This is a genomic window from Oenococcus kitaharae (genome assembly GCF_025758695.1).
Taxonomy (GTDB): Bacteria; Bacillota; Bacilli; order Lactobacillales; family Lactobacillaceae; genus Oenococcus; species Oenococcus kitaharae_A.
The window spans coordinates 85758-100203 of record NZ_JANJQP010000002.1; the positions used below are offsets into that span (position 1 = coordinate 85758).

Consider the following 14446-nt stretch of genomic DNA (forward strand, 5'->3'; position numbering starts at 1 on the left):
GGAATAATTATGTCGCTGCATTCAAATCGATTTTTCTCAAATTCTTTAGGAAGAACCACTAGTGTTCAGGTGGTATTACCTGAGATAAAAAATGAGCAAATGAGGTTACCTAAATATAAAAAAGGAGAAACTTTCCCTGTATTGTGGCTATTACACGGACTCGGTGATGATGATACAGTATGGTTACGACGTGCTGGAATTGAACGGTTAGCAAACGATTATGGTGTCGCGATGGTTATGCCACAAGCTGAACGTAGTTTTTACGCGGATATGAGCCATGGAGATAAGTACTGGACTTATATTACACAAGAATTGCCAGAGCGCATGAGATTTATATTTCCTTTGTCCTCGTTGAGAGAAGACAATTTCCTAGCAGGTTATTCTATGGGCGGATACGGAGCTCTTCGATGGGCTTTTAAATATCCAAGAATGTTTAGCGCAGTGGCAGGAATGTCATCAGTAATTGATCTTCCAAAATTTGTAAATAATCTAAAAAATGGTGTTCTAGGATACCCTGACTCTCCGGATATAGAGGCTATTTGGGGAAAACAAGACCTTGTAAATTCAGATTTAAATATCTCTTGGTTGCTTAATCATCCAGCGTTAGGATTAAAAGATCTGAGGGTATTCATTACTGCCGGTGGGAAAGAAGACTTTTTGAATGAGGATAATGAAAATTATCAAAAAAAATTGAATCAGATCTTTGGTTCAAACTTTACTTGGGATTCTGGTCAAGGTGGGCATAATTGGGATTTTTGGGCACCTGAACTCGAGCATGTACTGTCATGGCTGCCTATTCACGAAAGGAGATAAAAATGAGTTTACTATTTCTTTGTTTGAGCCTAGTAATTTTGGTGTTATTGATTACTATTTTCAAGATTAATGCATATATTGCAATAATTATTGCTTCAATATTTCTCGGATTATCATTGGGAATGCCAGTTGATAAAGTGATGAATTTAATCGGAACTGGTATTGGGACACAATTAGGGGGACTTGTTTTAGTATTTTCTTTTGGTGCCATCTTGGGAAAACTAGTTGCTGATTCAGGTGGAGCAAAAAAAATTGCGGACTCCTTAACTCAGCTTTTTGGGAAAAAACACATTCAGTTAGCCGTTGCTATAGCGGCTTTCGTCATCGGCTTATCTATGTTTTTTGAAGTAGGAGTCGTTGTGCTGGTTCCGATTATCTTTGCAGTTGCTACAGAAGTTGATTTGCCGATGCTCCAACTAGGCCTTCCTATGCTGATGGGTCTTGGTACTGCACACGCTTACCTTCCTCCTCATCCGGCACCTGTTGCAATTAGTCAGGTACTGCATGCAAATTTAGGTACTGTCTTATTGTTGGGAATATGTATGGGAATTCCGTATTTATTGATTACTGCTGTTGCTATTCCCAAATTGATTCAACACCTATTTCCAAAAAGTTTCCGTAAAATTACTTATGTACCAGGAGTTGGTGATTTAAAAGAGAGCAAAACATCATCAGCACCCAGTTTAGGATTATCTTTGATTACCGCTCTAATGCCAGTTCTTTTAATGTCAGTTGCGACTGTGTTAACAGCTCTAGGGACTAAAAATGTTATTGTTGCAGCCCTTAATAATTCTAGTTTTGCAATGTTTATTTCCTTGATGTTTGCCTTGTGGTCTATGGGATGGCACCAGCATCGTAGTAATAAAGAAATTCTAAGTACTATTGAGGCGTCGATTAGTAGTATCGGTATGTTGTTATTGGTTATTGGTTCTGCTGGTGGCTTGAAACAGATCATGGTATCTGGGGATCTGGCAAGCCAAATTGCAAAACTGATCTTACATACCGGTTTGTCTCCCCTGTTATTGGCCTGGATTATGGCGGCCTTAATAAGGGTGTCATTGGGTTCTACGACAGTGGCTGCTCTGACTACGGCTGGATTAATACTTCCAATCGTTGGAAGTATTAATGTCCCAGTAGCTTTGCTGGTACTAGCAATAGGCGCAGGCTCATCGTTCGGATCTCACGTAAATGATGCCGGGTTCTGGATGGTTAATCAATATTTTAATTTAACTGTCAAAGAAACTTTTGAAACATGGACGCTTCAAAGTTCACTCTCAGGAATAGTTGGTTTGATTCTTGTTATGATAATGAGTTTATTCATTTAAATTAAGCGCGTAGAGCTTTTTAGTAGTTAGTAGATAAATTATTTCAAAAAACACAGCTTTAACTTTTAATTAATGTTGCCTCAATATATATTCGCGATATATAATCGCTGAATGTATTTGAGGCTTTATTTTTGAATCAAGGAACGCTATGTTAAAAGTTAATGGTTTTGTATATTTCCAAATTAAAACATTTTAGTTTTAATGTTCGAATTACTTGGATTGCCCTAACAAAAAATTAAATGTTTAACTATGCCAAATCTCTAAACTGATTTAATTAGGTTAAAAGAACAATCCATTAATAAATAAAGTGCCTTTGTAAAATTCTGAATAATTAGTTATAGCATCAACGGCAAAGGACAGTTCAAATAGTTCACCTCTAGTGAATATGAAAAGTAGTATACAAATATGCTTTCAAGAAAACAAAAGCTCAATTTAGCCAACTAAACGCAATTTCAAGAACAGGATTACTTTTCAACTATAAGTATTGGCTTAACCTCAACAAAACTGTAAAATCAATTTCCCATATAAGATGAGATAAGAGCCAATATCCTAAAGAGGAGACGAAAATTACTGAACCTTTTCTAAAGTATGATGTCGGACGGCAAAACTTTAAAGATATCCGATTTCAGATATAAGAACCCTCATGGTTTTATTAATGATTTTTTCTTTCTTATCGGCGATATCATCTGGATGAGCATATTTTTCTTGGTTAGAAATAATGATGACTTTGCTACGATTTTGTTCGAGTAAATTGGCAATATAACCAAAAACTTGTTGGATATCTATTTTTTTAGATATCCTTTCCAAGTCATCAAAAATAAACACGTATTTTGTATAGTCGATATTTTTAAGCAGGTGAGCACGAATTTTCTTCCCAAATTCTTTAGCAGGTTGTTTCAATAATTCAGCTTGAGAAAAGCCTAAGTTCTTTATTAATTCTAATGAGCTTGCAGCTATCTTCGTTGCTTGATAGCCAGCCTGTTTAGTGGTACCAAGAGTCGCTAGAATTTGTACGCTCACCTCGGATTTAATCTCAGTTAAATCCTGCATATTGCTGAGGGAAACGTAAATTGTGCGGTAATCATTTTCCTTAATGATTTTCCTGGCGGTATTTTGAACATAATACGTTTTGCCAATTCCCCAAGGGCCATCAATTTGAAAGGCCTGATCATCATCTGATCTCAAGTAAGATTGAATTGCTTTACCTATTAGATCCATCCCATTCTCCATAAATCTGACTTTTTTAAATATTAAGTCAACTGTCAATAAAAATGTGAGCAGTCTATTTGAAGTTGCCCATGTTCATTGTGTTTGTCTTTCTAACTAAATTTCTTCATTAAAGAAGTCATCTAGCTGATAAGTCGTGACCGGAGTAACATGCAATTCATATTTAGCAGCTAAATCAACAAGACGATCACCATCAATCATCGTGATGACTCTTGTACCAATACGAGAAGCAGCTAAGGCGCCTTGAGAAAAAGTGCCTGTCGTAATGAAAATCCCAAATTCGGCGTTGTATTTATCCATAGCACCACGAAACTTATCAATTTCAGGGGAAGAGACAGTCCCTTCCCATTTTTTTGATTGAATAGCCACACGAGCTGTCCTGAATTCATCCGAAGTAATGTAACCATAGCCATCCAAACCACCATCACCACTTAATTGCACACCAATACTGGGATCAATTTTCACTCCCATTGATTTAACCAAAAGACGAGAAAATAATTCAAACTTTTTAGGCGAGAGTTGTTTTAAAGCTTTTAATAAACGCTGCTTCCACTGGGGAACGAGATCATCGACACTGATAGTGCCATCACGTTGAATGCCAACGAATGCATCGCTTGATATCGTACTGATAATCTTATCTGCACTCTTCTTAAGCTTATTTAATTGATTTTGAGCATGTTTTTGTTGCCATATTGGTTTAGTAACCTGACGAATTTCTTTTTCAACAGACATTTTTTCAGGGTCTATTTCCCTGCCTTTATCAGTTAACTCAATCAAACCTGATTTAGGTCTTAGCAGAAAACCAGCTATTTCTAAATTGCGGATCGCGAAATTGAAATCAAAATCAAAGGGTCGATATTGATTGCCAGATTTTGCGGTTTTCTGAAATGCAACATAATCCTCAGGAACCAAAGTTGAATCACTTTGAATCGTTTCTCGTAACTCTGAACTCTCAGCTTGGCCACCAAGGCTGACCAAAGATTTCAAAATTTCAGGCATCAGCAAATTTTCACGTTTTATGGCTGATAAAATTTTAAACTCTTCTAAATCCATATAGCTCCCTTGTCTCAATAAACCTAAAGAATAGTTTAATCTTTGATAGCAGACAATGCGCAAAAAGCTGCCTCTGTACAAAGGCAGCGTTATTGAAAAACTTTGCAGAAGACAACCGATTCTCATCGGTAAACATTGAGCAAAGTCGCCATTAAACAGTTTGATTTAGAGAATTGATAATCGCCAAAGCGATTTCTTTACCAAAATTGACAGCAACAGCATTGCCAATTTGTTTATAGATACTACCAACTCCGCCAGAAAATTGCCAACTATCTGGAAAGCTCTGAATACGAGCATATTCTCGCGTGGTGAACGGCCGTGTCTCATCTGGGTGGCAACGTTCGGTTTGTTTTTGATTAGGTGAGGTCGTTAGGGTCAAAGAGGGTTCATCCCAGCTAATGCGCCTGGCCATACCGGTTCGGCCACCTCCAGAATAATAACTTTTTCCCATATAAGATTTGGCAACAGCCTCTGGTAAATCACGCCAGTAGCCACCGGCTGGTACTAATTCCATGACTTTTCTTTTGGCTTCGGAATACAGCATCCCTGCTGAATCAGGGACATCTTGTAGTACGTCTTTAAGAACAGGTTTGTAATCGTGTTTATTTGGATACTGGAAAGTAATGTTGAGATCATTTCGTATGCCAACTAAAACCATTCGTTCTCGCTTTTCTGCAACTCCATGATCCCATGCGTTCAGCACTTGATAGGTTGTTTTATAACCAAGATTCTCAAAAACTTGTATCATTGTTTTTAGAGTTCGCCCATGGTCATGTGTTGTCAAACCACGAACGTTCTCGACCAAAAACATCTTCGGTTTGACTTGTTCCATGATTTTTGCGTAATGATAAAAGAGCGTTCCTCGGGTATCTTCCATGCCAAGTTTTTTACCAGCATAGGAAAAAGCCTGGCAAGGATAGCCACCGCTCAGTAAATCAATTTCAGTGCCTTTGGGAATATAGTTATATACCCCTTTAGGATCAGAAGTTACTTTGGTAATGTCTTCTTCAATCACGTTCCAATTTGGCCGATTCAGGCGAAGTGTCTGGCAGGCATCTTTATCAAATTCCAGTAAACCAACATCATTAAAACCAGCCTCTTCTAATCCGAGAGCCAACCCGCCAGCACCGGCAAAAAGCTCCAAGACATTAAACTGACTTTTTGGTTTAATTTTTGTGACATCAATTGTTCCATCAGGAAAAGCTGGGTTAACGTTCGTTTTCTTGTGGCTTAAATCCTGTTTTTTGATTGTAATCGCATCAAGTACGTCTTGTCCAAGTATGTCCATTAATTTCACCGTGCTAGTTTTTAGAGGGCTAAAGTCATTGGATAAGATCACAGAAAGCTGGTTCTCTGTAATACTCATCTTCTGAGCTAGTTTTTTTTGGGTGTTGATTCCTTGTCTATGCATTAAAGCACGGATTTTTCTCTTGTCCAAAACCGTTTTCATTGGCTACCCTTCATATTATTATGTTTTTATATTAATTGTTTTAAGGGTAGTTGTCAATCAATTCTTAGGAGGAATTATGACAATTGCAACAACGAGAGAACAGATTCTGCAGAATACCTTTGATTTTTTTCTTGATTTTTTTAATGATCGATCAAAAAAATATCAGAAACAGAAATTCTCCGACTTCAAGATAAATCCCTTCACTATTCAAGCAACTGCTAAGGGGCTTTCCGGCAGTATTGACGCTGACTCGATTTCAAAAGCAATTGTGTATCCATTCGCTTTTGGAACTTCAATTGCAACCAGCTTTGGTACCAATTTGCAAAAATTTATCGTAACCACAATGGGAGACCAAATAGCCCAGCCGTCCGTTATCTCTGGGATGGATATTGAATACGTCGATCAGATTGACAATAGAAGAAAGTATTGCCAGCTTAAGTCAGGTCCAACAACCATTAACAAGGATGATATCAAGACTATTGAAGATCATTTCATGGGATTAAGAAATTTAGCGAGGACTAATCATCTTGCTATTACAACAAATGATCCTGTGGTTGGAGTTCTGTACGGTTCACATCGTGATCTTAGTACCATGTATAAGACTATTCAAAATGATGGGTACAATGTTTTAGCTGGAGAAGAATTTTGGTTACACCTTACTGGATATGAAGATCTTTATAGAGATTTGGTTAATCAGGCTCAATTAGCAGCAAACAACTCTGCCATGCAGGAAAGCATTGATAAACTGCTGAGCACAGTCAAAGAAGGTATAGAACAAAACGAAGACTTTTTCGGAATTTAATTAATTTGTCGTTGCTAGGATCTAAAGTTTTTTAAGCCTTACAAGGGATTGAGTGTGTTCCGTTTGCATTGATTTGAATTCAGAAAATTTTTTTATTGAGTTATCTATGTAAAGAAATGGCTGAGGCGATATAGATAGCAGCCACAGAAAGGAAATTGAGTTGGCAGAACGTTTTCCAGAAACAGATTGGTATTGTGACCGCTGTGGTGTGTACCTTAATATTCAGATCGGTTTTAATGATCACCACTACATTTGGCAGTGCAGTGAATTGGCCACAAAAACAGCATTTCGAGTGACAATATTTACGAATCCGAAAAAGATTTTTTAGATGGAAATAACAATATATGAAAACTCAAGGAGTGCTTGCTAATGAGTAATCTCGGTTCATACCAAACGATAATTAAATGGTCTAAAGCAGTTAAAGGGTCAATGAGACTTCTTGTTCTGACAGCTTGTGGTGGGTATTTGATTGGCAAAGCTGGAGAAGTAGGACTTCGGAGGGGACTTAAAAAACATAAAGTTAGTATTAGCAGCCAACATGGCTCGAACATTAGCCTCTTCCGGAACAAATCATTTACCGTTACTTCTTCAGGTGAGGATGAAAGTGGCTTAAAGTTTCAAGTGGGGCAACATTTTAAGGTATTACAAAGCGATAGGGATGCAATTTTAATCGAAAAACGGATGAGAATAGCAACCCATACTTAGTTTCGGATCGTTTTCTGGAATCAATCTCAGATGTCCATAATTCGATCAATTAGGAAAACTCCGTTGTTATAAGTAAGCCTGCAATGAGAAAGAATTTCATAGCCGTCATCGCCATTAATATCCAGGCGCGTTTAAGTAATGCACTGTCCATTTATACATTTTTTCAATTTTCTTTTTAAAAAGGTATTTGTAAGGGAGCGTTAAATCCTTTTTCAAGCTAAACGTATATTTTGAAAACAACATTTTAGAAAATTATTAAAAAGGACGTTGCCAATTCAGCGGATGCAATCTTTAAGGTTGCTCAATAAAATGAACCAAGAGCTAATTAAATGACTAAGATAAACGTATTGGGGTAGTTACGACTGGGAATGTTTTGGACAATATCAAAGCAATCTCAATGATCAAAGGGTGAGTCAGTCAACGGCATAATCAATTGAATTGCTGAAGGCCTATATTACTCAATTCGAGAAGGATAACCCTAATAAACTCAATGAATATAAGGAGATAGTGAAATTAACATTATGATTTGGGTATATTTGGTTTGTTACACTCTGCTTTTTACTGTTTTGTGGTTTGCATCTACATATTGCAACAAAGAAACAAGAAACGGAAGCAAAAATGTAGTCGACCACATAAAAGAAAATTTAGCTATAACTGTAGAACTTGCTCTAAGCCTGATTTTAGCAACTGTGATATTTAAGGCTGGTCTTTCTTATTTTAAAATTTCTGTCCCGTATGCAGGAATTCTGTCTTTTCTTAAGAATTTAGCTGTGTTAGCTGTTTCATCTTTGGCCTTTGCTGGCTTATTGGATTCCAAAGTTAAAGATATAGCCGAAGCAAACAACTGGTACAGGGCTGCAACAATGGTAATTCTTCTTTTTACTGGTTTTCTTACAGCAGCTGGGAACTGATAATACTTTATGTACACAAATAATTGTTTGCCCACATAAATCCTGTGTTTTTGCTTCAATAACACAGGATTTTTGCATTGTCATTCTTTAATCTTCTCTCTCATCGAAAATATCTGGTATGCTTTTTGTTTCAATTTGGACAAGTGAGGTTCTTTTGGCTGCGATGCTTATTGGTAAACTGTCATTAACGTATCTATCTATTTTTGTTTTAGAATAATTTTGTCAATTGGTCGACGGAGAGGTAGCAACTTGGTTGAGGAAACAAAGGAATTAAATCAGCTTATCATTATAGGGAATGGTTTTGATTTAAATTGTGGTTTAAAGTCTCAATACAAAGACTTCTTCGAGAAAAGATATGTTCCCACAACAAATAAGGATACGTATAACATGGTAATTCGCTCCAACGCTGCCTATGACTTGGAGGGTTTTAAAAAACATTGCCAAAATCTAGACATGACTCGGTGGACTGCTTGGGATTTTATCATTATCAATATTTTGTACTGCCAAGAAGATAGCAATTTAGGCAATAAATGGTCGGACTTTGAAGGGCTAATTTCTAGTCTTCTAAAAGATTCCCTTCCCTCCATTGGTCTCAAGTCAAATGTTTATCACGATTTACTAGAAATACTGAATCATGAATATGTGGATCCGTTTGATCGCCCAGATAATGTTAACTGTAAAAATGACTACACACACCAGCCGCATACAATAGTGATGTATGAACGGATTGCAGCACTCATATGGAATGAATACATCAAGAAACCAGGTTGGGAACAAATATGTCAAAAGATCTATAGTCCCAATCGAGTAACGGAGTTCAACAGGAGTTTCAAAACTGCCATTGACACAATTCTTTTAGCAGAGTTGCGTGTGTTAGAGCGTGATTTTGCTCAGTATATTAATCAGCAAGTATCTAGCAGCCAGGACTATAAGCAAAACTGTGGCAACCTATTATTTGATTTATTAGTAAACGATTTGACTCTCAGCAATTTGCAAGATGGCATGCACAACTATTTATTAACCTTTAACTACACTCAGCCAGAAATGGAGGCTCTAAGACCTAATTACGGATATCGGCAATATTGGTTTGATTATGTCAAAAATGTTCATGGCACAGCCAAAGATGCAAATGATATCTTCGGCATTGATTATAGTGATGGTGCAAATGATGATTTGGTGAGATTCACAAAGACTTTTAGATCAATGCAATTGAAAGAAACTTATTCTGGAAAAACTTTTTTTGATCATTTGCCTATTAATAAAATCAAGATTTACGGACATTCCTTAAATCCGGCTGATAATTCTTATTACACCTCTATTTTCGACGCTGTCGGCCTGTACTCAAGCAAGACTGAGCTTTTTTTCTATTACAAAGACAGAGATAATTTTGATACTAGGGCTATGTTTCTAGCCGTTAATAATCTTATCAAGCATTATGGCAGTACCATTAGCCAGGATCATGGTAGCAGTCTTTTACATAAGCTTATTCTTGAGAACCGAGTACATATCAGACCTTTAAAAGAGTACAATCCGATGCAAAAAGATGCTCAATTACAACCTTATCCACCAATTACTTCCCTTGAAACTGAAATCAGAAATTCAACTGCCGAAAAGTTAGAATCTATTTCAAAAGAAAATAAAAGAAAGGAAGATAAACTGATGGAGATGCGGGATTAATTCTTTTATGAAAATTAATATATAGGGTTCCAAATTGAATCGAGGGTATCTTACTCAAGTTTTAAGAGAATCTTACAGTGATTACCAAAAAAGCAAGAACATACTTCTTACTTTTTTACTTACTCTGAAAAATGGTCATGTCCGTGAAGCCATTTACTGACCTTTCTTTTAATAAATTTGATTACTTTTTTGATTACTTTCTTTCGTCATCAAGGAACATATTGACGACACTCAAATAAACAAAAGGCGCTCAACCATACGGTTAAAGCACCTTGTCAACATATAGCTCTGGATGCTCAGGGGATCGAACCCTGGACCCACGGATTAAGAGTCCGTTGCTCTGCCAGCTGAGCTAAGCATCCGAACAAGTTAATATTTTATCACGACTGCCTGCGAATATACAAGCACAAACCGCCTTTCTCTAAATAAATTATTTCTTGGCTGGTATAATATTAAATATGAGCAAAATTCTAGTTGTTGATGACGAGAAGCCGATTTCTGATGTCATCAAATTTAATTTGCAAAAAGAGGGTTACGATGTCGTAACTGCTTTTGACGGGCGCGAAGCCTTGGATGTTTTCGCCGCAGAAAATCCAGATCTGGTGCTTTTAGACCAGATGCTGCCGGAAATAGAGGGTACAGAAGTCTTGCGTCAGATCCGTTCTAAATCATCGACACCCGTCATTATTGTGACTGCCAAAGACAGCGAGATTGATAAAGTTGTCGGCCTTGAGATGGGCGCTGACGACTATGTAACCAAACCTTTTTCTAATCGCGAACTTGTAGCGCGGGTAAAAGCTAATTTACGCCGACAAGATGCAACGCTGCCAGGTGTTGATGCTGCTGACAGCAAGTCGCAAAAAGAAATTAAGGTTGCTGATCTTGTCATTAAACCCGATGCTTATACTGTCACAAAAAATGGTGTTGATCTGGATTTGACTCACCGTGAATTTGACCTTTTGCATTATTTAGCCCGTCGCCCAGGACAAGTGCTAACTCGTGAAGCCCTGCTGACCGAGGTTTGGGAATTTGATTACTTTGGGGATGTCAGAACTGTTGATGTGACCGTTCGCCGTTTGCGCGAAAAGGTTGAAGACGCGCCTAGCCGTCCTGAAATTCTAATTACAAAACGCGGAGTTGGTTATTTCATCAAACCAGATAGTGTCCATAAATAAATAAGTAACATATGAATAATATTTCCAACTCTATTTCCAGATTCTTTCGATCAGTCCATTTTAAAATTGCCTTGATCTTCACATCTATTACGCTGATAACCCTGGGTCTAGTTGGCGCTTTTTTTGTCAATCAATATTCGTCACAGCTGATACAGTCTTTTGATGCGCGTGTCTCAATTCCGAAAACAATTGAAAACCAGCTGATCTCTGATCTGCAAGTTTCTGATACTAGTCAGGCTAATCAGCGAATCAACGAGACATTGTCTACGATTGGTGGTGCTACTGATCAGGATTATGTCTATGTAGTTGATCAAAAAGGCGTTATCCGCGGCAGCCTGACTGTTGAAATGAAGCAGCTGGTCGGACAAGGTATTGATAGTTCTTCGGTGACGAGCAGCCGAGCACGTAACAATATCTATCGGGCTTTATCCAGCAGCGATTCCTATACGCGGCGTTTTCGCACGCGCCTTTTGGGCCGCCGCTATGAAACATTGATGGTACCTCTGGAAACAAAGCCCGGTGATCGTAAATCAACTGTAGGTGTGCTGGTTTATACAGCTAGCATGGAATCCATCTATGCTTCAATTGCAAACATCACCAGTATGTTTATTGGTGCTTTGTTTATTCCGCTGCTGATGGCCATTATGATTGGTTTTTTGATGGTACGCCTGTTGACACAGCCTATCAAAGAATTGGCAGATCAGACGGGGCAAATCACGCGTGGCAATTATTCGCGGAGAAATACGATTAAGTCAAAAGATGAAATCGGTATCCTGGCTACCCAGATTAACGATCTCTCAGATACGATTGCTTCTGAGACAGCGATTTCTAATATGGAGCGGGATCGTCTGAATTCTCTTTTATCCAACATGACCGATGGTGTTTTAGCGATCACGCGAGACGGGACGATTACGATTATTAACCAGGCGGCACTGGATCTGCTTCATTTGTCGAATTCGGACAGTGCAGTCGGGCATAATATTTCTGATCTCCTTAAGCTTGTTGATAAGAGAATCACGCTACGGGATCTTTTTCAGTCTGCACATGGTTTTGCCGTTCAGCCTGATGGCTCTAACGGCATTACATTAAATATTGTTGCCAGCCTTGTGCGTCGTCAATCGGGTTTTATTTCCGGCGGTGTTGTTGTTTTGCGTGATATCACGCGGCAGCTGAAGTTGGAAACTGATCAGAAGAACTTCGTCTCCAATGTTAGCCATGAATTGCGCACACCATTGACATCCGTCAACTCTTATATCGAAACCTTACAGGAAGGTGCCTTATCGCAAAAGGAGATTGCGACTGAATTTTTGGGTGTTGCTCATGATGAGACCCAGCGTATGATTCGTATGATTAACGATCTGCTTGAATTATCAAGAATGGATCAAGGGCGGACTAAAATGGAAACCGAACCGGTTAATTTCACAAAGTTTATGAATTACGTGATTGATCGTTTCGATGTCATGTTCAAACAAGGCCATTCGATGCACGCCAATCATACTTACCACATCATTCGAAACTATGACCAGGCAAAATCGACTTATGTTGAAATCGATTCGGAGAAGTTCATTCAAGTTGTCGATAATTTGATCAATAATGCCATTAATTATTCACCAGATGGTGGCAATGTTGAAGTTGATATCCAAGAGACTGATCGTAGTATCGTTTTGAGCGTGAAAGATCATGGCCTTGGTATTCCTAAAAAAGATTTAGATAATATCTTTACCCGTTTCTATCGTGTAGATAAGTCCAGAGCCAGAAAGCAAGGTGGTTCAGGATTAGGGTTAGCTATCTCAAAAGAAGTTGTTGAAGCTTTGAATGGCAAAATACGTGTTGAATCCACTGTTGATGTCGGTACGACTTTCTTTGTTACTTTGCCAAAAGTTGATATGAGTGCATCAAAACTCGACTTCAATTAATGTTCCTTTAATCTTTAATCCAGATAATATTTGACGGAGGCTCTTTGCAGTGACTGAAGATTCAAATCAAGAAAAAAAACAAAATACCATAAACGATCAAGGCACAAATGATCACCATAATCATGGCGGCCGCCTATTGGTGACGATTTTACTTGCCGGTATTCTTGGTGGTGGTATTACCGCTGGGGCTGGTTATCTTTATCTGCAGACGAACGGCTCGACCAATGGGCCGACTTTTTCTAGTTTGTCCGGCCGAAAAACAATTCAAGCACCTGTGATTTCTGGAAAAACAAATGCCAGTAAGGTTTATAACAACTTAAAGGGTGCTGTTGTTTCAGTACTTAACCAACAGCGTAATAGCAGCAGCTCGGCTGATAGTTTTTTTGCCAGTTCCAGCAGTTCATCCGGTAATAGCCTGCAGACCGTATCTGAAGGATCGGGTGTTATATACCGCTCTGCTGATGCAGCTGCTTATATTGTGACCAATCGGCACGTGGTTGCAGGTGCTAACCGTCTGCAAGTCGTTTTATATGATGGCACGCGAGTAACGGCCAAATTAATCGGATCGGACGCGATGACAGATTTAGCGGTCCTGCAAATTCCTAATAGTAGTGTCAAATCCGTTGCTCAATTCGGCAATTCAAATCAAATTCAGACAGGCCAGACTGTTTTGGCCATTGGATCGCCTCTTGGAACTGATTATGCCTCTTCTGTGACTCAAGGCATCGTTTCAGCACCGAAAAGACTTGTCTCAAATACATCCGAGGATGGTAAAACGAATTATGGCGATTCGGTCGCCATTCAGACTGATGCCGCGATTAATCCGGGAAATTCAGGCGGGCCTTTGGTTAACACAGCTGGACAAGTAATTGGTATTAATTCTCAAAAATTGACTCAGACGACCAGCGGCGAATCTGTTGAGGGGATGGGTTTTGCGATCCCATCAAACACAGTTGTTGATATTGTGAATAAATTAGTGCGGGATGGCAAGGTGACTCGTCCGGCCTTAGGCGTACAAGTAGTTGATCTCAGCGAGGTTTCCACTGATGATAGGCAGAATCGTTTGAAACTGCCTAATAGTGTCAAAGGCGGCATTGTTATTGCTGGTTTTTCGGATAGCAAATCACCAGCCAAAAAAGCTGGTATGAAGCGTTATGACGTGATTGTTGCTGTCAATGGCAAGCACGTTAGTGATTTAGCGGACATGCGGGATATTATCTACAAAATGGTTGTTGGCGATTCGGTCAGAATCCGTTTTTATCGCGGTGCTGATCAAAAAACTGTCACCGTTAAAATGAGTGAATCCTTAAAAGAATAGCTATCCACAAATTATTAAGGTTTTCTAAAATCTGTGGATAACTTTGGATACGAACACGCTAAAGGCCGAGAAAT

At 38.6% G+C, this 14446-nt stretch carries 12 protein-coding genes and 1 tRNA gene; 9 read left to right on the forward strand and 4 right to left on the reverse strand.

Annotated features, from left to right (window positions below; genetic code table 11):
• The first annotated feature begins 9 nt into the window (after positions 1-9).
• Both NRF22_RS03825 and NRF22_RS03830 read left to right on the forward strand, forming a co-directional pair.
• Positions 10-813: an alpha/beta hydrolase gene (locus tag NRF22_RS03825; RefSeq protein ID WP_263779344.1), complete on the forward strand. Its 804-nt coding sequence runs from the start codon at positions 10-12 to the stop codon at positions 811-813.
• A 2-nt stretch (positions 814-815) separates the two neighbouring features.
• On the forward strand, positions 816-2138 hold the full coding sequence (locus NRF22_RS03830) for a GntP family permease (protein ID WP_263779345.1): 1323 nt from the start codon (positions 816-818) through the stop codon (positions 2136-2138).
• Between the two features lie 609 nt (positions 2139-2747).
• On the opposite strand, the gene NRF22_RS03835 is transcribed toward NRF22_RS03830, so the two are convergent.
• The 3 genes from NRF22_RS03835 to NRF22_RS03845 form a co-directional block, all read right to left on the reverse strand.
• Positions 2748-3356, reverse strand: a complete 609-nt coding sequence (locus tag NRF22_RS03835) for a KAP family NTPase (protein ID WP_263779346.1) — start codon at positions 3354-3356, stop codon at positions 2748-2750.
• 105 nt (positions 3357-3461) lie between these two features.
• A complete protein-coding gene (locus tag NRF22_RS03840; RefSeq protein ID WP_263779347.1) occupies positions 3462-4418 on the reverse strand; it encodes a restriction endonuclease in 957 nt (318 codons plus the stop codon).
• Between the two features lie 151 nt (positions 4419-4569).
• Entirely contained in the window at positions 4570-5562 is a 993-nt protein-coding gene (locus NRF22_RS03845) for a DNA cytosine methyltransferase (RefSeq protein ID WP_318528711.1), read from the reverse strand.
• A 382-nt stretch (positions 5563-5944) separates the two neighbouring features.
• Between NRF22_RS03845 and NRF22_RS03850 the strand changes: the two genes are divergently transcribed.
• The 4 genes from NRF22_RS03850 to NRF22_RS03865 all read left to right on the forward strand — a co-directional run bounded on the left by NRF22_RS03850 (position 5945) and on the right by NRF22_RS03865 (position 9963).
• The gene (locus NRF22_RS03850) at positions 5945-6670 is read left to right on the forward strand and encodes a PmeII family type II restriction endonuclease (RefSeq protein WP_263779349.1); all 726 of its coding nucleotides are present in this window, start codon (positions 5945-5947) and stop codon (positions 6668-6670) included.
• 369 nt (positions 6671-7039) lie between these two features.
• Positions 7040-7375, forward strand: a complete 336-nt coding sequence (locus tag NRF22_RS03855; RefSeq protein ID WP_263779350.1) for a hypothetical protein — start codon at positions 7040-7042, stop codon at positions 7373-7375.
• A gap of 521 nt (positions 7376-7896) precedes the next feature.
• Complete coding sequence (locus NRF22_RS03860; RefSeq protein WP_263779351.1) at positions 7897-8286, forward strand: hypothetical protein; 390 nt, start codon at positions 7897-7899, stop codon at positions 8284-8286.
• Positions 8287-8535: 249 nt separating this feature from the next.
• Positions 8536-9963 carry a bacteriophage abortive infection AbiH family protein gene (locus NRF22_RS03865; protein ID WP_263779352.1) on the forward strand — a complete coding sequence of 476 codons (1428 nt, stop codon included), beginning with the start codon at positions 8536-8538 and terminating at the stop codon, positions 9961-9963.
• A 289-nt stretch (positions 9964-10252) separates the two neighbouring features.
• On the opposite strand, the gene NRF22_RS03870 is transcribed toward NRF22_RS03865, so the two are convergent.
• Positions 10253-10325: transfer RNA gene (locus tag NRF22_RS03870), tRNA-Lys, on the reverse strand.
• Positions 10326-10421: 96 nt separating this feature from the next.
• Here NRF22_RS03870 and yycF point away from each other — a divergent pair.
• Genes yycF through NRF22_RS03885 form a run of 3 tightly spaced genes read left to right on the forward strand, consistent with a single transcriptional unit; the run spans position 10422 to position 14372 of the window.
• The gene (gene yycF, locus NRF22_RS03875; protein ID WP_263779353.1) at positions 10422-11138 is read left to right on the forward strand and encodes a response regulator YycF; all 717 of its coding nucleotides are present in this window, start codon (positions 10422-10424) and stop codon (positions 11136-11138) included.
• 11 nt (positions 11139-11149) lie between these two features.
• Positions 11150-13054 (forward strand): ATP-binding protein, encoded by a 1905-nt coding sequence (locus NRF22_RS03880; RefSeq protein ID WP_007744829.1) that lies wholly within the window; start codon positions 11150-11152, stop codon positions 13052-13054.
• Positions 13055-13103: 49 nt separating this feature from the next.
• A complete protein-coding gene (locus tag NRF22_RS03885; RefSeq protein ID WP_007744828.1) occupies positions 13104-14372 on the forward strand; it encodes a S1C family serine protease in 1269 nt (422 codons plus the stop codon).
• The last annotated feature ends 74 nt before the right edge of the window (positions 14373-14446 follow it).